The organism is Bradyrhizobium sp. McL0616 (genome assembly GCF_049993385.1).
Taxonomy (GTDB): Bacteria; Pseudomonadota; Alphaproteobacteria; order Rhizobiales; family Xanthobacteraceae; genus Bradyrhizobium.
This window is the reverse complement of sequence record NZ_CP188255.1, coordinates 2,590,715-2,613,621: the sequence shown is the minus strand read 5'-3', so window position 1 is coordinate 2,613,621 and position 22,907 is coordinate 2,590,715. Positions and strand designations below refer to the sequence as shown.

Below are 22,907 nucleotides of genomic sequence, written 5' to 3'. Positions count from 1 at the left end.
AGATCATGGCGACACCTCCGCAGGGATTCTTGCGCCGCCCGCCAGCCAGTCGCTGTAGCTGCGGAATGTCACACCGAGCTTGTCGTAATAGACTCGCAGATAGCCGTCGCTGCCGCGGGTCACCGCATCCGGCCTCACGCTTTCGACCTCTTGCGCCATGACGCCGACATAGGCCTTGTGGCTGCCGATGTAGCTGAAGCGGTAATAGCCGAGGCCGTTGGCGAGATGCCCAAGCAGCACAATGTCGTGCTTCAGAGCAATATCGGAGCGCCGGCCACCGCCGCCGCCACCACGACCACCTCCGCCGCCTCCGCCTCCTCCACGCGCAGCCATCCCGCCACCGCCGCCTCGCCCAGCCATGCTTGGTCCGCCGCCGCCACCGCGCGGCATGCTCGCCATGCTCGACCGTCCGCGCGCCGATGCCGCGGCCGCCGACCTGCCGGAGGAGACGTTCATCGCGCCGCCGCGATTGCCACCACCGCCACGGTTGGCGGCAGCACCGCCGCCGCGGTTCGCGGCCTTGGCACGGTCGCCGCCGCCTTTGGCACGATCACCACCGCCCTTGGCGCGGTCACCACCACCCTTGGCACGATCACCACCACCGGGCCGGTCTCGCGTCCCTGCGCTCGGGCGATCGCCCGCACCCGCACGATCTCCACGATTTCCAGCGCGATCACCGGCTCCGCCGCGATCACCGGGACCGCCACGATCGCCCGCACGATCTCCTGGCCCGCCCTGATTGGGACGCAGCACCTGGTTTCCGTCGCGACCGCGGAAATCCATCCGGTCCGATGCACCGGCCTTCAGATTGTTGTTGCCGAAGCGCTGCTGGACGTTGGTGTTGTTGTAGCGCACGCCCTGACGATGCGCCGGATTGTGCTGCCAGCCGTTGTTGATGTTGGTGGTGCGATGGTTGACGTAGACGTTGCGGTTACCCCAGTTGGCGCCGCCGCCCCAGTAATTGCCCCAGCGCCCGATCGCCCAGGCCGTGCCGAAGGCGAGGCCGGCAGCGACCGCGCCGGCACCGATATAGGACGGATAGCCGAAATAATACGGCTGGTAGTCCGCATAAGGCCAGGTGCCATAGACCGTCGCCGGATCGTAATAGGGGACGTACATCGTCTCGGGATCGGCCTGCTGAATGACAACAACCTGCTTGCCTTCCTGACTCTGGACGCTGACCTTCTGCTGCTTGGTGGTGACCAGCTTCTTGTTGTCATAGGCCTTGTTGCGCAGGCGCTGGATCGCGTCCATCACATCGGGCTGCTGCGCGAGAAAAGCGTCGCCGAGCTTCTGGGTCCATTCGAGCTTGTCACTCATCATCGAAAGAACATCGGCCGTACTGGCGAGCGCCTTGACGCTGTCGTCCCAGCCCTGCTTGCCGACCTCGGCCTTCAGCGCATCGCCCTTCAGGCTCTTATGATCCTTCAGCCAGCGGTCGGCCTGTACCACCTCGAGCGGATAGGTCGACGCGGCCAGCAGATTGACAAGCAGCTCGTCGGGATAGAGCGCGATCGGCGCGACCAGAGCTTCGAGCTGCTCGGGCTTGAGAAGCTCGGCGACCGGTGCCGGCGGGCTGGCGGGCTGCGCCTGCGTGCTCGGAACCGCCGGTTTGTCTGCCGTCTGCGCCATCGCGGCGACCGGGATTGTCACCATCAACGCAAGCGCCATCAGGGTGTTGCCGCAGCGAAACATCATAGCCTCCGTCGAACTCTCCGACCCAGAGGATCGGGCAGGGACATGAGCGTTTGTTGATCGAGATCAACGAAACCCGGCTTCGCCGCCTTGTTGCGCCGCGAGAGCAATTTCGCCCTGCCGGAGCGCGAAAAGGGCGGCACTAGCGGCTGATCGGAAGCCTGATCACAAACAGCGCGCCGCCAGACGGCAGGTTCTCGGCAGCAATCGTTCCATGATGAGCTTCGACGATGGTCTTGACGATCGCAAGTCCCATGCCCATGCCCTGCGGCTTGGTCGTGAAGAACGGATCGAAGACGTGTGCGAGATCGCCGGCCGCGATGCCGGGACCGGTGTCGCCCACCCTGATCTCGGCCTGGTTGCCGGCGCGCAACGTCGATACGCTGACCTCGCGCTTCTTCTTGTCCGCGTCCGAGACCGCGTCCATCGCGTTGATGATCAAATTGAGCACGACCTGCTGAATCTGCACGGAATCGCCCTTGACGTGCAGATCGGCGAATACGGGCGCGTAGCTCAACGCGACGCGGCGTCCACCGGCAATGGCCGTGACCAGGCCGATCGCCTCCCGCACCGTGTCGTTCAGTTCGATGTCAGTGATCTCGAACGGCGTCTTCTTCAAAACGCTGCGCAGCCTGCGGATGACCTCGCTCGCCCGCTGATCGTCGCGCCTGATGTCGGCGAGGATCAGCCGGATCTCGTCGATGTCGGGCGAAGCCCCCTTGAGCATGAGCTCGGCCGTCTCGGCGTTGGTCAGGATAGCACCAAGCGGCTGGTTCAGTTCATGCGCGATCGAGGTCGTCAGCTCGCCGACGGCTGAATAGCGATTGGCGTGAGCCAGCTCTGCAAGGCGCTGACGCGACTCGACTTCGGCACCCTGGCGACGCCGCCGCTCATGGAGCAATACGCTGATCAAGCCGGCTTGCAGCAGAAACACACTCATGATCAGCGCCATCTGCCAGCGAAAGCGTTCCCAGATGCTCGGTTCGCGGAACAGCACTTCGCTGCCGGGAGGCAGATTGCTCTCGCTGATGCCCCAGCGCCGCAACTCGCGCCAATCGTATCTCGGCGGCCCGAACACGATCGGCTCATATTTGATGCTGGCGGGCTTCTCGCCGCCGAAGATACGCATGGCGGCATCGACGGTCTTCAGGCTTGTCTCCGCGGTCAGTTGCATAGGGCCGCCGACAGTGGTGCCACCAAAGAAGGGCTCCTGGTAGGAGAAGATCGGCACGTTGGCGACCTCGTGTAGCCGGCGCAAGGCGATGTCCCCTTCGTGGACGATTCCTCCGGCATCGACCGACATCAGGCCCCAGAACAATACCGTATGCGGCGGCAGCGTCGATGCGCGCTTGAGAATGTCCTCGAACGCCAGGTCCGAATACCAGACGAGACTGATCCGGCCTTCGAGCGGCTTCAATTCCCGCTGCACCTCGTCGATCCAGAATTTTTCAAGCTGTGACGCACCGATCACCATCGCGACCGTCTTCGTGTCCGGTAACACCTGGAGAATATTTTCGAACGCAGCCATGAAGTCGTTGCGGACTGAGACGACGACGTCGTTGTCGGTGAGATCGAGCCGGTTCACCAGCCGCTGCTCGACGACAGTCAGGACCGTCGGCGTATCCAAGAAAAGCTGTCCTCGGTATCTCTGCACAAAACGAGCAGCTGGCGCGCCAATGCTCAGCACGAGGTCAGGCGGTGAGCCCAGGTAGAGCGAGCGCAAATACTCGACGAAGGGCGCTTCTGGCCCCGAATTGTTGAAGCGTGCGGTGAGCAGCGTGTGCTCCTGGATATCGAGCGGCCATGGCGATTGCCGCTCAAGCTCGGCCTTGATGCTGCGCGCATATTCGCTCCAGGGCCGGAATTCGCGGCCGAAGGAATGCAGTACCAGCACGCGCTTGGGCTCGCTGCGCGTGGTCGCACCCGGCTCGGCAGCGCTGGCTGATCGGGGCAGGACGCTGGCAGCGATCATCAAGCCAAAATACAGCAGCATGGCTGCGGCTGGCCACGGTTTGACTGGCCCAATTGTCACGCGTCCGCTCATGCTCATCCCCGGCGGCTTCAAGCGCCCCGCTCTCGGACAATTCTAGCGGGAATCGCGCGGTACCGACAGGCCGAGAAGCAGTCGCTATTTCGCCGGACAGCGGTGATAGCGGATCTCCATGTCCTCCATTCCCGGAAAGAGCCGAGCGACGCTGTTGGCATCGAGTTCCTTCAGGCTGAACTGGACGCTGGAGAGCATGATATCGGTCGCGCAGGCGGCGATCAGGTTAACGCTCGGGCCGCTGTCCTTCCTTGCCTTGATCCGGCAGCGGGCGAACTTTCCGATGATCTGGTCGCCGTCGACAATGAAGCCGCCACCATAGACATCAGACATGTCGGTGAAGCCGAGTTGAGCGCCCTGGCGCGCGAAAACCTTTCCGCAATTGTCGGCATCGCTGGCCCACGCGCCGTTGAGGTCGAGCGCCTCGGCGTGGCCGGCGGCAATCAGGACCAATACCAGCAGCACTGCGCCCGGCGCACTCACTTTTCGAAAGTTCATCCCATCGTTCCTTCGCTTGCGCCGTCAATGACCGCCCAGGACCAGCGTCTGGATCGGCAATAGCAGCGCCTGGATACGCAACAGCAGGGCGTGAACCAAGCCGACACCGTCAACCACGTGAAGCGCGATCTTCCGGGCGGTCGACGTATCCTTCGCCGAGATCTCCTCGTGATTGCTGGTGTAGGCATTGACGATGCAGCTCGAGCCCGGCGTGACGCCATCGAGCCCGCCCTTGTAAAGCGGCTCCAGGAACACGAGGATCGTGCCGGGCTTCAGCGCGTTCTGGGCCTCGAGGAGCTGCTGACCGCCCTGGAACTGACCGGCGGCGATGTAATCCTGCACCGTTGTGATCACCATCGGAATAATTACCCAAGGCTTGGAGATGCAGGTCGCCTCCGCGACCATTCCCTCCTTCATCACCTGAGCCTCAATCTGACCGAAGCCGGCCTGCAGGGCGTTTTTGCCGGCACCATCCGGGATCAGCACCCCTGCCGGCCGCAACAGTTGATTGACGACATCACCGGTGCGCAACAGAAATTGCTCGACCCGCCCGTCAACGCCGGCGCGAATAACCGTCTGATCCAAATTCACCTGCGCCTCTGCCAGCGCTGCCTCGGCACTGGCCCGCTGCGCCGGAAGCGAGGTCGAGACCTGCAAGGCGGCCGACTGCCTGGCCGCCGTGGCAGCGTCGATGCCGGACTGGCGCTGATCGACCAGCACCTGCAGCTTGTCGATATCGCGCTGCGCGACGATCCCGGGATTGCGGCGCTGGAGTTCGGTCTTGACGTCTAGTTCGTCCTTGGCCTGTTGATAATTGGCCTTGGCTTCCCCGATCTGCGCATCGGCCTTGACCACGTCAGCCTGTGCTGTCTGCATGGTGGCATCGACCTCCGCGATCTTGCGCCTGGCGGTCTCGACCGCGGCCTGCTGCTTGAAGCCGTCGAGCGTGAACAGCACGTCACCCTTCTTCACCGCCGCGCTGAACCCGACATTCACCTCGGCCACGCGGCCGGCGACGCCGACCGGCATGATCGGCACCGTACGGTAATAAAGCGTCGCGCTCGATGTCGTCGGATGGAAATAGAAGATCATGGTGATCAGCGACACCGTGAGCATCAGGCAGCCGGTGATCCCCCAGCGCAGCTCGTACCAGACTGAGAAGAAGGTGATCTCTTTGCCGAAACGTTTGCCCTGGGCGTAGCGGCGGTAGAGATAGTCGGGCACGATCGTGAGGAGGGAGCAGAACATCAGCTCAAACATGGCCATGCTCCCTTTCCTGGGCGGGACCGGGTTGTCGCGGCGGCGGCGGATCGGCTCGAGTGGTCTCACTCATCTCCCCGGGCGCCGCGTCAGCGATTCTCTCGACGGAATCGGCGATGCTGCGCATCGGCGTACCGAAATCCGGGATATCGATCATCGCTAAAAAAAGACCCGCAATCCAGAACGCATGCATGTGCGTAAACAGCGAGATCAGGCCGAGCACCGCGACAAATTCAAATTGTAGCTTTTGCGACTTGTGCGCCATCCGCTCCGGCAGGCTGTGCAGGCGCCAGTAGAGCGTGCCGACCCACAGCACCGTGCCGATCAGGAACAGTCCCATCACCACCATGAGCGGATCGACCCCGCTTCCCGGCGCGAGGTAGAACGGCAGATGATGCGGCGCCATCGGATGAAGCTGCTCGCTCAATGATCTCTCCCAACCGCTGCCGATGCCGCGCTCGTGCGGCACTGTGTTCGGGCAGATTGCCGCTTTGCTTGATTTGAATCAAGGGAACGGCCCCTGACTCGCCTAGCGTTCCCTCACACCCGCAATACAGACATAGGAGCCGTTAGCATGCCCGGCATCGATGATCTGATCCCCGACGCCGCACAGATCCGGAAAGAGGCCGCAATCAAGGACGCTGAAAAGGCGGACGAGTACGTTCGTCTCGCCACCGTCGTCGAGGCCGAAAAGCGCGCCCTGATCGAGCGTCTCAGCAAGCCGTCCGGCAAGTCCGAGGAAGAGAAGGTCAAGCTCGCCTCGACCATTATCCAGCGTGCGGTGCGAAACGGCCTAACCGAAGTGCTGGTTTATCGGTTCCCTAACTCGCTCTGCACCGACAAGGGACGCGCCATCAACCAGATGGAAAAAGGCTGGGAGACTACGCTGACCGGAGTCCCCAAGGAGATCTTCCAGCTCTGGACCGACTATCTGAAGCCGCGAGGTTATCGCATCGCCTACCAGATCATCGATTTTCCGGGCGGCATTCCGGGCGATATCGGCGTGACCATTGCTTGGGACGAGTGATTTGGGACGAGTGATTTTGCGACGATTGACGAGCGCAATAGCGAAAGGACCGGCATGGCCAAGGATGCGCCCGCGGAGGGAATGAAGCGAAAGGATTATGAGAAGGAGCTCGAAAAGCTCCAGGTCGAGCTGTGCCATCTCCAGGAATGGGTGAAAGCCGAGAAACTCAAGGTGATCATCATCTTCGAAGGCCGCGACGCCGCCGGCAAGGGCGGCACCATCAAGGCATTGACCGAAAAGGTGAGCCCGCGGGTCTTCCGTGTCTGCGCCCTGCCTGCACCATCCGACCGGCAAAAGTCCCAGCTGTTCCTGCAGCGCTATATTGAGCAATTTCCGGCCGGCGGCGAAATCGTGATCTTCGACCGCAGTTGGTACAACCGCGCCGGTGTCGAATACGTCATGGGCTTCTGCTCGCCGACCGAGCACAAGCGCTTTCTGCAGCTATGTCCATTGGTCGAGAAATTTGCCGTCGACGCGGGCATCATGCTGATCAAGCTGTGGCTCGAGGTCGGCATGGAAGAGCAGGAGCTCCGTTTCAAGGCGCGTATCGAGGATCCTTTGCGGCAATGGAAGCTGAGCCCGATGGACACCGAATCCTTCGGGCGCTGGTACGATTACTCGCGCGCACGTGACATGATGTTCGAGGCGACCGACACCAAGCATGCGCCATGGCGGCTGATCCGTTCCGACGACAAGCGGCGAGCGCGGCTCAACATCATCTCGCACATTCTCCGAACGATCCCTTACAAGACAATCGCGCGAGCCAAGGTCAAGCTACCCAAGCGCTCCCACAAGGGCCGCTACAACGATCAAGCGAGCCTGCAAGGAATGAAGTTCGTCGAGGAACGGTACTGAAGCAAATCAGGCCGCGCCGGGAGCGCGGCCTGATGATGTTTGCGCTTACTTCAATCGTATGGTCACGCCACCCACCGCGGCCGACACCTCCGCACCGACCTTCGGACCGCTGAGTTGAAGGATCACACCATTTGCGTTCTGCAGCTGCACGGCGCCGGCACCGGCCGCGACGGCGCCGCCTGCCCCGCCGGCGGCATAGGAGCCCTCGATCGACTGCGGCCCTCTCAAATTAAGAGCGTGACCGACAAACTTGGTGGTCGAAGCCCCGATCGTGAAACCGACGCTCATGCCTGAGACGGTGAAGGGATATTTCTTGCCCCTCAAGAGCAGAACACCCTCGCCGCCGCCGACGCCGATGATGAATCCGCCCTTGGTGAAGACGACGGCGACCTGGCCGGTCTCGGCACGCGACGGCGTGCTGAAACCGGTGACAGTTACGAGCGAGGTGACCAGTGCCGCGTAGATGGCAGTCTGTTTCATCGTTCTATTCCCCCTTTTGTTAATGATGCCGAAGCGCTCCAGGTTGACCAGGAGTTCTCCGTTACTCCGCGCCGCCTTTAGTAGCCGCCTCGTAAGCGTCCCGATAACCTCGCGCGATGGCCCGCACGCCGCGCCCGATGTCGTCGTAGACGTCGTCGGGGAGATTTGCCAGCGACACCCGAAGCGACCATTCGGGTGCGTCGAAACCACCGCCATTCAGCAACACTATGCCATGGGCTTCGGCCAGCCGAAACGCGAGATCGAGCGGATGAACATTCTTTTTCAGGTAATCAACGGCCTTGTCGCCGATGTTCTTCCGCGCCCAGAATTCAAAATCGATCAGGCCGTAATACGCATCATAATTGGGATTGGGCGTGAGCTTGTCGGCGAGACCGAGGCCGTCAAGCAGCGACCACAGCCGTTTGTTGACGATTTCCATGCAGGCGGCCTGATAGGCCTTCTTTTCATCGAGCATCTCCGAAAGGGAGAACAGGCTCATCATGACTTGCTGCGGCAGTGACAGGCCTGCAGTGTGATTGAGCGCGACGTCCCGGCTATCGGCGACAATGCGGTCGATCATCTTCAGCTTGCGTGGCTCCAGCGTCAGCGGCCCGTAACGCTTGTCGAGGGCCTTCACGGCGGCATCGGGCAATTTGGCAATCATCTTGTCGAAGATGTTGTCCTCGTGAATAGCGATCGCGCCGAGCCGCCAGCCGGTGCAACCGAAGTACTTCGAATAGGAATACACGCCGATCGTATTGTGCGGCAGTTCGCCGAGCAGCGATCGGAAACCGTGCACGAAGGTGCCATAGACGTCGTCGGTCAGGAGCATGAGGTCGGGACGTTTGGTCTTGACCAGATTGGTGAGCTTGGAGATCGTCTCCGGACTCACCCCCATTCCCGACGGGTTGGCGGGATTGACGATGAAAAACGCCTTGATCTTCGGGTCTTCCAGCTTCTTGATTTCCTCGTCGGTGAACTGGAAGCGGTTTTCCTGGGGGGCCTTGATCTGGACGACCTTGAGGTCATAGTCCTCCAGATGCGTCATCTCGATATATGGCGTGAAGATCGGCGTTCCCAGCGCAATGGTATCGCCCGGTAGCAGCAGGCGGTTGGCCTTCAGAGACTTGAAGATGTAGCACATCGCGGCGGTGCCGCCCTCGACCGCGTAGATGTCGAACTTTCCCGACGGCCGCGGCGCACCGCAGACCGCCCACATCAGATATTCGTGCACGATCTTTTCGTTATGCACGAGCATGCGATCCGGCACGGGATAGTGGTCACCGATGATTGAATCGACGAGTTCGTGGACGAAGGCGTCGGGCTCGAAACCGAACGTCTTGACCGCGTAGGGCAGCATCTCCGTCAGGAAGCTCGCACCAGGCATGTCGGCGTGTTTTGCAAGCCAGGCCTCAAAACGGCCGGCGACGCCTTTCGCCTCAGGCATGCCACCGATCCCGGCCGGGTGCTCCATCACCCGCTTGCTTTCGCTGATGGCGAACTGTCCCAGCAGGAAGAAGCCCTCACGCGGCGTGGTCGCGACCCAGTTCGGGTTACCCCGGCCGGCGTTCAGGAACGCGCTCTGCGTCCGCTTCGAGTTGGCCTTCGCCAGGTTGATCAGTTCGTCCTTGATCTCGAAGGGGCTCAATGCCTCGAACTTCTTCAAAGTTAAGAGGTCGGCCATGTGAAACTCCCGAGTTGTGCAACCTGCTAAGGCGGGGCGGACAGGCCTTATCGCCTGCGCGATCACCGCAGGATGGTCGGTGGCCGACGACGACCCTTGATCTATCTCAACGCTTCGACAGCAACGAACGACACCGAAGCGCTGCAACGCAGCGAATGACGCGACCGCGACGACATCGGGCCGCAAGTCGGCGCATACGGTTGACATAGATCAACATCGGCAGATGAGCCGTCCCTTGTTGTTGGCTAATGCGACTTGAACCCTTCTCAGGTTCTTCAGCGCTTTCGCACAGCATGAACGGGGGACGTGATGATCAATTGGTTCTTCCAGACGCTCAAGAGCTATCCGGAGATCGCGATCTTCCTCTCGCTGGCCCTGGGCTATTACTTCGGCTCCTTCACCTACAAGGGCCTCGGCCTCGGCGCCGTGACCGCGACCCTGATCGCAGCCGTCATCATCGGCCAGATCGGGATCACCATCACAGGTCCGCTCAAGCCCACCTTCTTCCTGATGTTCCTGTTCGCGATCGGCTACGGGGTCGGGCCGCAATTCGTACGCGGCATCGCGCAAGATGGCGTCCCACAAGCCATTTTTGCCGCAGTAGTCTGCGTATTCTGCCTCGCAGCTGCTTATATCGGCGCCAAGCTCGCCGGCTACGACGTCGGATCTGCCGTAGGGCTCTATGCCGGCTCGCAGACGATCTCGGCGTCGATGGGCCTGGCGACCGACGCGATCAATCGCACCGGTCTGCCTGCGGAGGAAGCCAAGAAGTTGCTCGACGCGATGCCGGTGGCCTACGCGGTCACCTATATCTTCGGCACGGTCGGATCCGCGATCGTCCTGGCTCTGATCGGTCCGGCCCTGCTCGGGATCGACCTCGAGGCCGCCTGCAAGAAATATGAGGAGGAGCACGGGGGCAAGAAGCAGACGGGCGGTCCGGGAACGGCTTGGCACCAGTTCGATGTGCGCGCCTTCCGTGTCAACGAGCGGGGCCCTGCGGTTGGGAAGACCGTCCAGCAGGCAGAAGCACTGCTGCCCGACCATCGGGTGTTCATCCTGCGGATCAAGCAAGCTGGCAAGATCACGGATGCCACCGCCGATGCCGTCATTCACGCAGGCGACGTCGTCGCTGTGGCCGGCCGGCGCGACGTACTCGTCAGCTTGATCGGCGAGCAGGCAGAAGAAGTCGATGATCGCGAGTTGCTGGCGATGCCCATCGAAGGCGTCGATGTCTACGTGACCAGCAAGGACGTCGACGGAAAGACGCTGGAGGAGCTGTCGCAAACGGCAGGCGCCCGCGGCGTGTTCCTCCGCAAGATCACCCGGGGCGCGATCGCCGTCGATATCCCCATCCTGCCGAACACGAAGATCAACCGCGGCGACATCGTCACCATCGTGGGGCGCACGCCGGATGTGGCAGCCGCGACAAAGATGCTCGGTCGTCCGGATCGCGCCACCGACGTCGCTGACGTCGCCTTCATCGGAGCAGCCATCGCGATTGGCGCCCTGATCGGCGCCATCGTCTACAAGGTCGGCAGCGTGCCGCTGACTTTGTCCACCTCCGGCGGCGCCTTGATCTCCGGCCTGTTCTTTGGCTGGCTGCGATCGGTGCACCCGACGTTTGGGCGAATTCCTTCGCCCACCGTGTGGTTCATGAACTCGGTCGGCCTGAACATCTTCATTGCCGTGGTCGGGATCTCATCGGGACCGGGCTTCGTCGCGGGACTTCAGCAGCTTGGCTTCAGCCTGTTCTTCTGGGGCGTCGCGGTCACGACGGTACCGCTGATCCTGGCGATGTATGTCGGCAAATACGTGTTTCGTTTCCATGACGCCATCGTACTGGGATGTTGTTCAGGGGCGCGGACCACGACAGCTTCCCTGGGCATGATCAATGACCGTGCCAAGAGTCAGATTCCGGGGCTGGGATATACGGTGACATACGCTGTCGGAAACACGCTGCTGACAATCTGGGGAATGGTTCTTGTCATGCTGATGACATAGCAAGGCCGCCCGCGATGTTGGGTTGGCTGGAACAGTTTCTCGTCCGTTATCCCGAGCTCGCGCTGTTCCTTGTGATCGCCGCGGGCTACTGGATCGGAAGCTTCAGGATCGGAACGTTTAGTCTGGGCCCGGTCACCGGCGCTCTGTTCGCCGGATTGGCGGTCGGAGATTTCGCGCATGTGCCCGTCTCCAGCATGACCAAGTCCTTCCTCTTCCTGCTGTTCCTGTTCGGCGTGGGCTATCTGGTCGGCCCACAATTTATCCAATCGATGAAGCGCGACGGGCTGAAGCCGATGCTGCTCGCGGTCGTCGTGTGCTTAACGGGTCTCGCAACAGCCATGGCCGTTGCGAAGGTGTTGCGGCTCGATCCAGGCTTCGCCGCGGGCCTGATGTCGGGCGCACTGAGCCAGAGCGCGGCCATGGGGACGGCGACCGACGCGATCAATGGATTGGCGATCCCCGACGCGCAGCGTGCGCTTTTCGTCTCGCACGTCGCGGTGGCGGACGCGGTCTGCTATATCTTCGGATATGCGGGCGTCATCCTCTTCGTTACTCAGATTGCACCCGCCCTCCTGAAAATCGATCTGCGAGCGGAGGCGCTCAAGCTCGAGCAGGCATTGGGCGTCACACGCTCCAAGCCTGGCCTTGCATCTGCCTGGCGCAAATTCGAGCTACGCGCCTATCGACTGGACGAGCGCTCTCCCCTCGTCGGGGTGACGGTCGCGGCCGCGGAAGCCCGCATTCCGGATCATCGGCTGTTCATCCATCGAATCCGTCGAGGCGAACGCCTTCTCGAAGCGGAACCCGGAACCGTTCTGGCGGCCGGCGACCTCGTCGCGCTGTCCGCTCCGCGGCAGGTCATCGTCGAATGGATCGGCCCTCGCGCCGAGGAGGTCGAGGACAGGGAGCTGCTCGACATTCCCCTGATCTCCGTCGATGTCATGCTGATCAATCCGAAACTCGCGGGCATGACGCTGGAAGCCGCCTCGCGAGAGAGCTGGTCTCGCGCCGTCTATCTCCGTTCGTTGAGCCGGGGCGGTCAGGAGATTCCCGTGGGAGCCGGCGTCGCTTTGCAGCGCGGCGACCTGCTGCGGATCGTCGGGCCCGAGCCGATCGTGCAGACCGCGGCCAAGAGCATCGGTGCCATCGTTGCGCCGAGCACCAGCATCGATTTCATCGTGATGGGCCTTGCGATCTTCTTCGGCGGCCTCTTTGGCGTTCTCCTGAGCTTCTCCGTCGGCGGCATCACTATCTCGCTCAGTACGAGCGTTGGCACATTGCTGGCCGGACTCCTGGTCGGGTCTCTCCGCACACGTTACCCGCTGTTCGGACAAATTCCCGACGGCGCCATCAGCCTGATGACCTCGCTCGGGCTCGCAGCTTTCGTCGGGCTGACCGGCATCCATGCAGGGCCGATCTTCCTGTCGGCCCTACAGGAAACCGGCATTAGCCTGCTGCTGGGAGGCATGGCCATCACGCTGGCGCCGCAAATCGTCGGACTTTGCTTTGGCCATTTCGTATTGCGGATGAACCCGATCCTCCTGCTCGGCGGATTGACCGGATCGCAGACGGTAACGGCCGCGATGGCGGCGCTCCAGGAACGCGCCGGCAGCCCTATCCCGGTTCTGGGCTACACGCCGGCCTACCCGGTTGCCAACATCCTGTTGACGACCTGGGGCTCCATCATGGTGGTCGCCTTCGCCTGAACTAGGACGCGGCCTTCAGTTTCGGCTGCGCACCTGGCTTTGGCCGGCCGAGCTTCGCCAGAGCTTCCGTACGCACGAGCTTCAGGCCTTCCTTGGCGTCGTAGCCATGGATCTCCTTCACATCGAGCTTGCGCATGAAGTCGATGGTCTCCTGGGTGATGACTTGGCCGGGCACCATGATCGGGAAGCCCGGCGGATACGGGATCACGAAATTGGCAGAGACGAGCTCCGGTCCGGCCTTCAGCCGCCGATCGATCTCGGGATCGTTCAGCCGCAGGTGTTCGCAGCCCGCGGCGTTGTAAGCCGCATAGAAGCCACTGCGGATGTCGCCTTCGTTGGTCTTGGTGCCGGCGTCTCCGCGGAAGCTTGGATGGAAATGCGAGAAGTTCGGTAGGTCAGGCACGTCCTTCATCAGGCTCTTGACCCGCGCCTCGAACGTCTGCCGCGCATTGGCGCCACCCTGCGCGAGCCCGCGGTCGACCTCGCCCGCGATCTTCGCCAGCACACGCACAAGATGCGCCACATCGCTGCGGGTGTTGTTGATGTTGGACTGGACCAGGACCGAGTTGCGCGAGGTCTTGTTGACCTGGATGCTGTACTCGTTGGCCAGAATGCCCTTGAACTGGGTGCCGTCGAAGCCGGCCGTGCCGCACACCAGGGTCATGCGGGTCGGGTCGAGACAGAACTCATCATCGTCCAGGCTTTTGAGCGTGTTCGCCCAGTTCACGCCGGACGCCAGATAGTCGGTGAAGCCGCTCTGGCGGTATTGCGCCGGCACCATGGCGTCGGCGCCGAGCACGCGGAAGTATTTTGAGAGCAGCGGATTGTTGTTGACCGCGTGGCGGATTGCGAACGCGATCTCGATCGCATTGGCGACGAGGCCGTAGCCCTCCAGCTCCATCTGCCGCCGCGAGATGTCGAGGCTGGCAATGAGCTGCTGGTTCGGGCTGGTGGAAGCGTGGGTGAACACCGCTTCCTTGAACTGCTGCTCGACCGTGTGGAATTCGACGTCCTTGACCGACAGCATGGAGCCCTGCCGGAGCGCCGACATCGACTTGTGGCTCGAATTGGTCTGGTAGACCCGCAGGCGAATCTGGCGCGGATCGGGAATCAGCCGGGTCTTGAGCAGAACCTCGTCCGACGGATTCTTGCCGAGTTCGGCCTGTTGCTTCTCATAGGCGGCGACCGATTTCGGATCACGCATCCAAGCTTCGATCTCGTTGGCGGCGCCCAATCCGGTGCGGCGGCGCAGGAACGGCGAGAAGCGCGCGAAGCCGAACCAGGCCTCGTCCCACAGGAAGATCAGATCCGGCTTGATGGCGAGGCATTCCTCCATCACCCGACGGGTGTTGTAGATGTGGCCGTCGAAGGTGCAATTGGTCAGGTCGAGCAGCTTGACGCGGTCGAGCCGGCCGTCGGCCTTGGCGCTGAGCAGAGCCTGCTTGATCGTCTTCAGGGGCACTGCGCCATACATCGAATATTCCGTCATCGGGAAGGCTTCGACATAGAGCGGCTGTGCACCGGCCAGGACCATGCCGTAATGGTGCGACTTGTGGCAGTTCCGATCGACGATCGCGATGTCGCCCGGCGCGAGCAGCGCCTGCACCGCCATCTTGTTGGAGGTCGAGGTGCCGTTGGTGACGAAGAAGACGCGGTCGGCGCCGAGCGCCCTCGCCGCCTTCTCCTGTGCCTTCTTGATGTTGCCGGTCGGCTCAAGCATGCTGTCGAGACCGCCGGTGGTGGCGCTGCTCTCGGCCAGGAACAGGTTCGGGCCGTAGAACTCACCCATGTCGCGGATCCAGTCGGACTTGAAGATCGACTTGCCGCGGGCGATCGGTAGCGCATGGAACGTCCCTATGGGGCGCTGCGCGTATTTCTTGAGATTGTCGAAGAACGGCGTGTCGTAGCGATCCTGGATGCCTTCGAGGATCGACAAATGCAGCTCCAGAAGCTCTTCCACCGAATAGAAGATGCGGCGGACGACGTTGGCCTCGGGGTTGCCGGCCAATTCTTCGACGTCGCGGTTCGAGATCATGTAGAGATCGAGTTCGGGCCTGACCCGCTTGATGATCTGGGCGAGCCGCAGCGCGGAGGCATCGGATTCGTCCTTGAGGCCGGCCGTGGCCGTCATCGAACGGAGGACCGGCGCATCGTGCCGCGAGCGCAGGCCAAAGCCTTCGTTGATGATGACGGCCCCGAGGTTGGGATTGAGCATGGTCGCGCAGAAGGCGTCTTCGAGACTGCCGACGATGACGGGCTCATAGATGAAACCATCTTCCGGACGGCGCAGCTTGCGCCATTCGGCCGCGAGCGCCGGCCACTGGCCGGGTGACACGCCGGTGACAATCAGGGTTTCGAAGTAGGGCCGGCGCGCCTTATGCCCGCCGAAAGTGGGCGACACCAGTTCGGGTGCATCGCCATTGCCATCGTCCTGTGCATTCCAGTCGCCGGCATGCTGGCGGAAGGATCGCGTCGCCAGGGCCTGGGTGATCCGGGTCGCAAGGCCAAGCGACGAAGCCGCATCGCCGGCCGAGGCCCCTTCGCGCAGGGCAGCCATCAATTGCAGGCCGGGATAACCGTGGAATTCTTCCGTCACCGATAGTCTGGCCAGCGCCGCATCATAGGCCGTCCGATCGCCGCCGCGAGCCCACATCTTTGCGGCCTCTACCAGATCACGCCAGTCGTCGGCGCGCGCACCGGGTCCGGAAAAGAACTGGTCGATGCGCTTCTGCGCGGCTTTGGTGTCCTTGGCCATACGTCTCTCCCGATCCTTTGGGGCGAAAGGTGATGCGGGATCGTGCTGTCGGCGCCGGTCGCACCATTGATCCAAGTCAACGGTCGGGAGCTATGGCGACTGGCGATGCGACCGTCGCTCCTCGCAACGCAGCACGACGTCGTCAGGCAGTTTGTTGCGCCGTATCGGTATGATGATCCCCGAGCACGCTATCGAGTGATCGCAGCCACTGGCCGCTGTCGGTCTTCTCCGCCAACCCCTCCGCCCGCAGCAGGTCGCGTAACTGCGCATGCGCACCGACGATGCAGAAGATGATCTTGCGTGAGGCAAGCTCATCATGGAGATCGCGCAGCATGCGAGCGCCGGCGAGATCGATGTAGGGTGACGCCGAGAGATCGCAGGCGACGAGCCGGATATCCGGCGATCTTCGCAGTGAAACCAGGACCGTATCCAGGATCGTTTCGGCGTTGATATAGAGCAACGAGGCTTCGGGGCGGAACGCAATGACGCCAACCAGCGGCTCCACGTCCTCATGCCTGGCGCTATCGGAATAGCGGCCGCTGCCGGGCAGGCGGCCAAGGAAGGCGACGTTCGGCTGCGAGGCCCGCGCCAACAGCAGGAAGATCGACGCAATCGACGCCAGCAGGACGCCCTGGAGAATGCCGAGCAGCAATACGGACACGAGCGCGATCGCCGCGGCGTAGAAGTCGATCCGGCTGACCCGCCACATCCGCAACAGCGCCCGGATATCCACGAGCTTGTAGACTGCGGCAAAGACGATGGCCGCAAGCACCGCCTTGGGCAAATTGGTCAAGAGCCCCGTGAAGAACAGAAGGCACAGTCCAAGCGTCACCGAACAGATCACCAGCGCCAGCGGCGTCCGCGCGCCGGCGCTGTCATTCACGGCCGATTGTGACAGCCCGCCGGCGACGGGATAGCCATGGCCGAAGGCGGCCGCGAGGTTTGCCGCGCCAAGCCCCAAAAACTCCTGTCGTACGTCGAGAGGGTAACCGTGCTTGGCGGCAAAGCTGCGGGCGGCCGAGACACCCTCGATGTAGGCCAGCAGCACGCAGCCGGCGGCGAGCGGAAACAGGTCATCGAACTCCAGCAGACCGAATGTCGGTATCCCCAGCGCTGGCAGCCCCTCCGGTATCTTCCCGGTGACGGGCACACCCATGGCCGGAAAGCCGAGCATCGTTGCCGCCGCGATCGCCAGCGCAACGATGGTGATGCCGACCGGCTTGCCCGGCAAAAATCGTTCACCGAACAGGAGCAGCAGCAGCGCAGCCGCTCCGATCGCCAGCACCAGCGGGTCAATATGGCCGAGTTGCCCCGTCAGCTTGATGGCACGGTCGAAGAAATTGTGACCGCCGCCGGCAACCCCGAGCAGGCTCGGCAACTGGCTCATGATGATGGTGAGCCCGGCGCCGGCCTTGAAGCCGACCAGGATGCTGTCGCTGACGAGGCGGACGAGCACGCTCAGCTTGAACAGCCAAGCGATGAAGCACAGCACGGCCACCGCAAAGGCCGCGAGGCTCGCGATCTGCGCATAGCGCACCGCATCCCCGCCGGCGAGCCCGGCAACGGTCGCGGCGATCATCAGCGAGATCGCCGAGGTCGGACCGATCGCAAGCTGCCGCGACGACCCGAGCAAGGCATAGCCGATACCGCCGAGCATATAGCCGTAGACGCCGACCTGCGGCGGCAGGCCGGCGAGCGCCGCATAGGCCAGCGAAACCGGGATGGCGTAGGCCGCGAGCGTGATGCCGGCGACGGCGTCGGACGGAAGCCACTCGCCGCGGTAGGCGGCGAGCCATCCGAACGGTGGCAAGAATCGCGTCCAATTCCGCTCGGGCGGTGCGTTCATCGGCCAACTCCGGGGCGGGTGATCTCGCAAGGCAGCAACCCGATCAGCAGCGCGACCACGGGAACAACGAGAGCAAGCGCAGGCGAATTCCTGGTGGTGAGCGCCCCGGCCGCGGCACCGAAGCCGAATGCCGCGCACAGCGCGGCGAAGATCCCGGTGCGGCGCAGGGACCCGGCTGGCGCTCCGCCGGCGACCACTGCAAAAATGTTCTCGACAGCCTGGCGCATGTTGCCTGTGATCATCACGGTGCTGCACAGCACGCCTTCGACCTTGGTGAAAATTCCTGCCTGCATGTCACCCGCGACACGGCGCAGCCAGACGGCGAGCACGATGCCGCCTGCAAAGGACAGGATTGGCGGCACGAAATGGAACGCCTTCGCCCAGTTTCCGGCCATCGCATAGACCCAGAGAAAGATCAGATTGGCGGTCTGGGCATTCGCCAGCACACCATGCAGGGTCCGGGCATAGACATCGATAAAGCCGGCGGCGACGTCCAGAGTACTCATGTCGCCAACGCGTGCAAACTCATCATCGTTTCATAGGCGTCGCCTTGTCCGCGCCGAAGCTTGATCTGGATCAAGCAATCTTCCCTTGCCATCGATCAAATCGCCGCAAAGCGCCGGGGGACATGCGATCATGGACACCGTCAGGTGGATCATCACCACCGCACCGGAGATATTCCTGCTGTTGACCGTTGCGATCGGCACTATCCTCGGCCGTATCAAGATCCGTGGCTTCTCGATCGGCATCACCGCCTGCATCCTGATCGTCGCCGTCGCGATCGGACAGCTCGGCAGCTTCATCTTCCCACCGATCCTCCGGTCGTTCCTGTTCAGCCTCTTCGTCTTCACGATCGGTTACCGCTCCGGCCCGGAGTTCTTCGCCTCCTTGAGCATCCGGACCCTGGCGCAGGTGGTGCTGGCGCTGGTGATCGGTGCCACCGGGCTCATCCTCGTGCTCATCTTCGCCCACGCGTTCAAGCTCGATGCCGGGACCGCAGCCGGGCTCACCGCCGGCGCGCTGACTCAGTCCTCCGTGATCGGCACCGCATCGGGCGCGCTGGCGCAGCTTGGCTTGCCTGCCGACGTGTTGAAGCAACAAGAAGCGAACATCGCCGCTGGCTACGCCGTGACCTATGTGCTCGGCTACATCCTCACGCTGCTGTTCGTTCCGTTCGTCGCGCCACGACTGATGGGGATCGATCTGAAGGCGGAGGCGGCGAAGCTTGAGGCAGAGCTTGCCGGCGGCGCGCCGGCGAAGGCGGACAACCTGTCCTATCGCAAGTTCCAGGCGCGTGCCTATCGCGTCTCCGCTGCCGCGGGTCGCACGGTCGAGGCCATTGAGGCCGCGATCGGCGGCCGCACCGTCGTGGAGCGGATCGCACGTCGCGGCGTCGACCTTCCGCCGAACCGTGACGCCATCCTCGAGGCCGGGGACGATGTCGTCCTGACCGGCCCGACCGCGGCGATCGTCGCCGCCGAGCCCGTCATCGGCCTGGAGATCGACGCTGACGAACTTTTGCATAGCCTGCCTGGCAATGTGATCGAGGTCCTCGTGGAGAACCGCAAGCTGCACGGCCGCTCCATCAGGGAGATCGCCGATATCGTCGGTACAAATGCTCGCGGCGTCTTCCTGCGCACGCTGACCCGGATGGGCCGGGACGTACCGCTTGGCCCGGATACGCGCGTCTATGTCGGTGATGTCATGACACTGGTCGGCAGCACCGGTAATATCGCGCGGGCTGCCACGCAGGTCGGCCACGCGCTGAATGCAGGCGACCGGACCGATATTGCCTTCCTTGCCATCGGCATTGCCGTCGGCCTCCTTGCTGGTCTTGCCAGCTTCAAGATCGGCGCCGTCGCGCTGACGCTCGGTGGCGGCGGCGGTGCGCTGGTCGCGGGCCTCGTCTGCGGCTGGCTGCGCTCGCGCAATCCCACCATGGGCGCACTTCCCCCGGCGGCACAGCAGACGCTGAGCGACCTCGGGCTTGGCGGCTTCATCGCAGCCATCGGCCTCGGCAACGGCCTCGCAGCCTGGACGGCAATCCAGGCCCATGGCCTGCTGCTCGTCGGCATGGGGACCGTCGTTACGGTGGTCCCGCTGACCGTCGGAACGCTGGTCGCCTACTATCTGCTGCGCATGAACCCGGTCGTGACCTGCGGCGCGCTGGCGGGGGCCATGACGGTCGATGCCGCCGTCACCGGTGCGTGCGACGTCGCCGAGAGCAAGACGCCGGTGCTCGGTGTCGCCGTGCCCTACGCAGTCGGCAACGTCGTGCTGACGGTGCTCGGTCCTATCGTGGTCGCTGCGACGTCCTCGGGCTGAAGGAGAATGCGATGCGCTGGATCCTGGCAATGATCCTCGCGACAGTTCTGCTGCTTATCGCCTCGTTCGACGCGCCTGCGCGCGCCGAGGATGATGTCCGCATCCAGGAGGAGATCTGGGCCCTCCCGCTGCCGCTGCCGATGTTCGCTTATCTGGTCCGCCCGGTGGGCGACGGCCCCTTCCCGCTCGTGATCATGAACCACGGGGTCTCGCTCAACCCGACCGACCGGAGCTTCTTCCCGCTGGTGGAATTCCGCGACGCCGCCAAATGGTTCGCCAAACGCGGCTATCTCGTCGTGGCGCCGGTCGGCTCAGGCTATGGCGCAGCTGCCATCGACATTCCCGAGCGCGCGCTTTACGGACCGTTCTTCTCCAAGGTCGGAAAATGCACCAACCCCAATTTCCACGACGCCGGGCGCGCGGTCGCGCAGGTCGATCTCTGGATCATCGACTATCTGGCCGCGGAAAAGCGCATCATCCCGAAGGATGTGATCGTGGTCGGGCAGTCCGCCGGCGGCTGGGCTTCGATCGCCTTGTCGAGCGTCAATCCGCCGCAAGTGAAGGCTATCATCACCTTCGCCGCCGGCCGCGGCGGCAGGGTCGGCGGCAAGCCCAACAACAATTGCGCGCCGGACAAACTGGTCGAGGCGACCGCGGATTTCGGTCGTACCTCGCGGGTGCCCATGCTGTGGATCTACATCGAGAACGACACATTCTTCGGCCCCGATTTGTCGAAACGGATGCATGCGGCCTTCACTGCCGCGGGCGGCCGTGCCGAGTACCATTTGATGCCGCCGTTCGGCAATGAAGGGCATTTTTTCATCGGCTCGCCGGATGCGATCCCGCTCTGGTCGCCGCTGGTGACAAAGTTCCTCGATGCGCAAAAATAGGCCTGGTTTGGGAGGCGTATCCATGTCCACTGTCCGCGATCGTCTTGCAGGTCTTCTGGTACTCGTCATTGGCGGCGCCGCCATGTCTGCCGGCGTCGCCGCCCCAAAAAAGGCCGACGCGGAGAAGCCGGCCGAAGTCGCGCCCCGCGGTCAGCGCGAGGCCCGGGACATCACCTACGGCGACTGGCAGAAGCTCTGCTTCAAGGCCGGCGGCGCGCCGACACTGTGCCGGACGTCGATCACCGGCAAATTTCCGACCGGCCAGATGGCCGTGCGCATCGACCTGATCGAGCGTGAGGACGCAACCGCCGCGCGCCTGCAACTGTTCGTGCCTGTCGGCATGTACCTGCAAAAGCCGGCCAAGCTGACCGTCGACCAGGGCAATTCCTTCCGCATTCCCTATAGCTGGTGCGTCACCAATGCCTGCATTGCGGCTGATGTTGCGCCTCCTGAAATCGTCAAGCAGATGGAGTCGGGAACGACGCTGGCACTCGAACTCGTCGATTCCAATCTTCTCACCGTGACGACATCGGTGCCGCTGGCCCAGTTCGCAACCATCCACAAGGGCGCACCGGCCAAGACGCTGGAGCAATATGTGGACGAATGAGCGGGCTTGCCGCCGCTACGCGGTCGCCGCGCGCGCGACCGACTCGATCAGGGACTGCGCTGTGAAAGGCTTGGTCAGGTAGGCAACACAGCCGGACTCAATCGCGGCGTCGCGATTTGCGGCGCTGTCATTGCCGGTGATGTAGATCACCGGCGCCGTGACGCCCTCCTCTGCCAGCTTTCGACGGAAATCGATACCGGACCGGCCATTCAAATCGATGTCCAGGATGACACAGATCGCTTCGCCCACGTCGCTGATATCCCCGATCTCGCCGAGAGAGCCGAACAAGCGTACGGGAAAGCCGTACTCACGCAAGAGCCGCTTCAGGCTCGTGCGCACCGACATATCGTCGTCAACGACGAAGATGGATCTCGGCTGCTGCAAGGCGATGAGCCCCCACTTCAGAACGGATGCTGGACCAATGTCGGTATTGCCGCCTGCTCAAGGCTCGGATTGCCTTCGACGGACCGCACGTCATTGCGGCACGCTGCCGATGTCTGTCAATAACGTACGTTTTGTCTTTTTGACAGGTCGACCTTACGCAGACCTGAATGGCGGATCCAAACTACCGTCGGCCGTCCGGATCACAGTTCGGGTCAAGCATTCCGAGCCTTTCCGCGACCGAAACGAGCTCTGCGAGCGAATGGACCCGCATCTTCTCCATCACTTGATGACGATGCGCCTTCACGGTGCGTTCGGTCGTTCCAATTTCATGGGCAATCTGCTTGTTGATCCTGCCGCGCACGATGAGATCAAACACCTGCCGTTCGCGTTGCGTCAGCGTGGCAAGATGAGCGCGAAACGACTCGAGCCTGCCGCGCTGACTTCGCGCTGCGTCCTGCCGCACCAGCGCGCGTTCGATCGCATCGATCAACAGTTCCGATGAAACCGGCTTGGTCAGGAAGTCTTCCGCTCCGGCCTTGATCGCCCGCACGGTGGTCGCCGTGTCGGCGTGTCCAGTCAGGAATATGATCGGCAGTGTCGAACCCGACGCGATCAGCTGGCTATGCAATTCGGGCCCGTTCAGCCCGGGTATCCGCACGTCGAGCAGAATACATCCCGGTTGCTCGCCGCTCGGCGAGGCGTCCAGCAAGTCCTGCGCCGACGCATAGGTCGCGACGTCATAACCGGCAAGCTTGAGCCGGCGCTCGATCGCTGTCCGAAACGATGCATCGTCGTCGACGACGTGGACAAGGCCGGGCACTCTTTACCTTTCGCAGAATTCACCGATGGC

General features: G+C 62.9%; 19 protein-coding genes. 7 read left to right on the top strand and 12 right to left on the bottom strand.

Features of this window, described 5'->3' with window-relative positions; genetic code table 11:
- Positions 1-3: 3 nt before the first annotated feature.
- From ACPPVR_RS12335 to ACPPVR_RS12315, 5 genes are all read right to left on the bottom strand, one after another.
- Complete coding sequence (locus ACPPVR_RS12335; protein WP_426616084.1) at positions 4-1,695, bottom strand: DUF3300 domain-containing protein; 1,692 nt, start codon at positions 1,693-1,695, stop codon at positions 4-6.
- A 142-nt stretch (positions 1,696-1,837) separates the two neighbouring features.
- Entirely contained in the window at positions 1,838-3,739 is a 1,902-nt protein-coding gene (locus ACPPVR_RS12330; RefSeq protein ID WP_426614488.1) for a sensor histidine kinase, read from the bottom strand.
- Between the two features lie 84 nt (positions 3,740-3,823).
- Complete coding sequence (locus tag ACPPVR_RS12325) at positions 3,824-4,237, bottom strand: hypothetical protein (protein ID WP_426614487.1); 414 nt, start codon at positions 4,235-4,237, stop codon at positions 3,824-3,826.
- A 24-nt stretch (positions 4,238-4,261) separates the two neighbouring features.
- A complete protein-coding gene (locus ACPPVR_RS12320) occupies positions 4,262-5,497 on the bottom strand; it encodes an HlyD family secretion protein (RefSeq protein ID WP_426616083.1) in 1,236 nt (411 codons plus the stop codon).
- Positions 5,490-5,903 carry a hypothetical protein gene (locus ACPPVR_RS12315; RefSeq protein WP_426616082.1) on the bottom strand — a complete coding sequence of 138 codons (414 nt, stop codon included), beginning with the start codon at positions 5,901-5,903 and terminating at the stop codon, positions 5,490-5,492. The genes ACPPVR_RS12320 and ACPPVR_RS12315 overlap by 8 nt, the downstream gene beginning before the upstream one ends.
- Positions 5,904-6,071: 168 nt before the next feature.
- On the opposite strand from ACPPVR_RS12315, the gene ACPPVR_RS12310 reads away from it, so the two are divergent.
- Both ACPPVR_RS12310 and ppk2 read left to right on the top strand, forming a co-directional pair.
- Positions 6,072-6,524, top strand: a complete 453-nt coding sequence (locus ACPPVR_RS12310; RefSeq protein WP_426614486.1) for a hypothetical protein — start codon at positions 6,072-6,074, stop codon at positions 6,522-6,524.
- 54 nt (positions 6,525-6,578) lie between these two features.
- Positions 6,579-7,379, top strand: a complete 801-nt coding sequence (ppk2, locus tag ACPPVR_RS12305) for a polyphosphate kinase 2 (RefSeq protein WP_426614485.1) — start codon at positions 6,579-6,581, stop codon at positions 7,377-7,379.
- 45 nt (positions 7,380-7,424) lie between these two features.
- On the opposite strand, the gene ACPPVR_RS12300 is transcribed toward ppk2, so the two are convergent.
- On the bottom strand, positions 7,425-7,859 hold the full coding sequence (locus ACPPVR_RS12300; RefSeq protein ID WP_426614484.1) for a hypothetical protein: 435 nt from the start codon (positions 7,857-7,859) through the stop codon (positions 7,425-7,427).
- Positions 7,860-7,920: 61 nt separating this feature from the next.
- A complete protein-coding gene (gene aspD, locus ACPPVR_RS12295; protein ID WP_426614483.1) occupies positions 7,921-9,543 on the bottom strand; it encodes an aspartate 4-decarboxylase in 1,623 nt (540 codons plus the stop codon).
- 309 nt (positions 9,544-9,852) lie between these two features.
- Between aspD and aspT (ACPPVR_RS12290) the strand changes: the two genes are divergently transcribed.
- Positions 9,853-11,544, top strand: coding sequence for an aspartate-alanine antiporter (gene aspT / locus ACPPVR_RS12290; protein WP_426614482.1), 1,692 nt, complete (start codon positions 9,853-9,855; stop codon positions 11,542-11,544).
- Between the two features lie 14 nt (positions 11,545-11,558).
- On the top strand, positions 11,559-13,250 hold the full coding sequence (gene aspT / locus ACPPVR_RS12285) for an aspartate-alanine antiporter (protein WP_426614481.1): 1,692 nt from the start codon (positions 11,559-11,561) through the stop codon (positions 13,248-13,250).
- A gap of 1 nt (position 13,251) precedes the next feature.
- Here aspT (ACPPVR_RS12285) and ACPPVR_RS12280 read toward each other — a convergent pair whose 3' ends face one another.
- From ACPPVR_RS12280 to ACPPVR_RS12270, 3 genes are all read right to left on the bottom strand, one after another.
- Entirely contained in the window at positions 13,252-16,005 is a 2,754-nt protein-coding gene (locus ACPPVR_RS12280; protein WP_426614480.1) for a decarboxylase, read from the bottom strand.
- Positions 16,006-16,147: 142 nt separating this feature from the next.
- Positions 16,148-17,851 carry a SulP family inorganic anion transporter gene (locus ACPPVR_RS12275; protein WP_426614479.1) on the bottom strand — a complete coding sequence of 568 codons (1,704 nt, stop codon included), beginning with the start codon at positions 17,849-17,851 and terminating at the stop codon, positions 16,148-16,150.
- Positions 17,848-18,357, bottom strand: a complete 510-nt coding sequence (locus tag ACPPVR_RS12270) for a DUF1275 family protein (protein WP_426614478.1) — start codon at positions 18,355-18,357, stop codon at positions 17,848-17,850. Before ACPPVR_RS12270 ends, ACPPVR_RS12275 begins: the two co-directional genes overlap by 4 nt.
- A 130-nt stretch (positions 18,358-18,487) precedes the next feature.
- Here ACPPVR_RS12270 and ACPPVR_RS12265 point away from each other — a divergent pair, with 130 nt between their 5' ends.
- The 3 genes from ACPPVR_RS12265 to ACPPVR_RS12255 are packed head-to-tail and all read left to right on the top strand — an operon-like array spanning position 18,488 to position 21,673.
- Complete coding sequence (locus ACPPVR_RS12265) at positions 18,488-20,176, top strand: aspartate:alanine exchanger family transporter (protein WP_426614477.1); 1,689 nt, start codon at positions 18,488-18,490, stop codon at positions 20,174-20,176.
- 11 nt (positions 20,177-20,187) lie between these two features.
- The gene (locus tag ACPPVR_RS12260; RefSeq protein ID WP_426614476.1) at positions 20,188-21,066 is read left to right on the top strand and encodes an alpha/beta hydrolase family protein; all 879 of its coding nucleotides are present in this window, start codon (positions 20,188-20,190) and stop codon (positions 21,064-21,066) included.
- A 22-nt stretch (positions 21,067-21,088) separates the two neighbouring features.
- Entirely contained in the window at positions 21,089-21,673 is a 585-nt protein-coding gene (locus ACPPVR_RS12255; RefSeq protein WP_426614475.1) for an invasion associated locus B family protein, read from the top strand.
- A 15-nt stretch (positions 21,674-21,688) separates the two neighbouring features.
- Here the strand turns inward: ACPPVR_RS12255 and ACPPVR_RS12250 are convergent, their stop codons facing one another.
- Positions 21,689-22,018: a response regulator gene (locus ACPPVR_RS12250; protein WP_426614474.1), complete on the bottom strand. Its 330-nt coding sequence runs from the start codon at positions 22,016-22,018 to the stop codon at positions 21,689-21,691.
- Positions 22,019-22,238: 220 nt separating this feature from the next.
- Positions 22,239-22,877, bottom strand: a complete 639-nt coding sequence (locus ACPPVR_RS12245; protein WP_426614473.1) for a response regulator transcription factor — start codon at positions 22,875-22,877, stop codon at positions 22,239-22,241.
- Positions 22,878-22,907 lie beyond the last annotated feature (30 nt).

What these genes read in the sequence shown, in the direction of transcription:
- ACPPVR_RS12270 (WP_426614478.1), bottom strand. Translation starts at nt 18,357, where the DNA reads ATGAGTACTCTGGACGTCGCCGCCGGCTTTATCGATGTCTATGCCCGG.
- ACPPVR_RS12265 (WP_426614477.1), top strand. Translation starts at nt 18,488, where the DNA reads ATGGACACCGTCAGGTGGATCATCACCACCGCACCGGAGATATTCCTG.
- ACPPVR_RS12315 (WP_426616082.1), bottom strand. Translation starts at nt 5,903, where the DNA reads ATGGCGCCGCATCATCTGCCGTTCTACCTCGCGCCGGGAAGCGGGGTC.
- ACPPVR_RS12275 (WP_426614479.1), bottom strand. Translation starts at nt 17,851, where the DNA reads ATGAACGCACCGCCCGAGCGGAATTGGACGCGATTCTTGCCACCGTTC.
- ACPPVR_RS12310 (WP_426614486.1), top strand. Translation starts at nt 6,072, where the DNA reads ATGCCCGGCATCGATGATCTGATCCCCGACGCCGCACAGATCCGGAAA.
- aspT (WP_426614482.1), top strand. Translation starts at nt 9,853, where the DNA reads ATGATCAATTGGTTCTTCCAGACGCTCAAGAGCTATCCGGAGATCGCG.
- ACPPVR_RS12255 (WP_426614475.1), top strand. Translation starts at nt 21,089, where the DNA reads ATGTCCACTGTCCGCGATCGTCTTGCAGGTCTTCTGGTACTCGTCATT.
- ACPPVR_RS12320 (WP_426616083.1), bottom strand. Translation starts at nt 5,497, where the DNA reads ATGTTTGAGCTGATGTTCTGCTCCCTCCTCACGATCGTGCCCGACTAT.
- ppk2 (WP_426614485.1), top strand. Translation starts at nt 6,579, where the DNA reads ATGGCCAAGGATGCGCCCGCGGAGGGAATGAAGCGAAAGGATTATGAG.
- ACPPVR_RS12330 (WP_426614488.1), bottom strand. Translation starts at nt 3,739, where the DNA reads ATGAGCGGACGCGTGACAATTGGGCCAGTCAAACCGTGGCCAGCCGCA.
- ACPPVR_RS12260 (WP_426614476.1), top strand. Translation starts at nt 20,188, where the DNA reads ATGCGCTGGATCCTGGCAATGATCCTCGCGACAGTTCTGCTGCTTATC.
- aspT (WP_426614481.1), top strand. Translation starts at nt 11,559, where the DNA reads ATGTTGGGTTGGCTGGAACAGTTTCTCGTCCGTTATCCCGAGCTCGCG.
- ACPPVR_RS12325 (WP_426614487.1), bottom strand. Translation starts at nt 4,237, where the DNA reads ATGAACTTTCGAAAAGTGAGTGCGCCGGGCGCAGTGCTGCTGGTATTG.
- ACPPVR_RS12250 (WP_426614474.1), bottom strand. Translation starts at nt 22,018, where the DNA reads ATGTCGGTGCGCACGAGCCTGAAGCGGCTCTTGCGTGAGTACGGCTTT.
- ACPPVR_RS12335 (WP_426616084.1), bottom strand. Translation starts at nt 1,695, where the DNA reads ATGTTTCGCTGCGGCAACACCCTGATGGCGCTTGCGTTGATGGTGACA.
- aspD (WP_426614483.1), bottom strand. Translation starts at nt 9,543, where the DNA reads ATGGCCGACCTCTTAACTTTGAAGAAGTTCGAGGCATTGAGCCCCTTC.
- ACPPVR_RS12300 (WP_426614484.1), bottom strand. Translation starts at nt 7,859, where the DNA reads ATGAAACAGACTGCCATCTACGCGGCACTGGTCACCTCGCTCGTAACT.
- ACPPVR_RS12280 (WP_426614480.1), bottom strand. Translation starts at nt 16,005, where the DNA reads ATGGCCAAGGACACCAAAGCCGCGCAGAAGCGCATCGACCAGTTCTTT.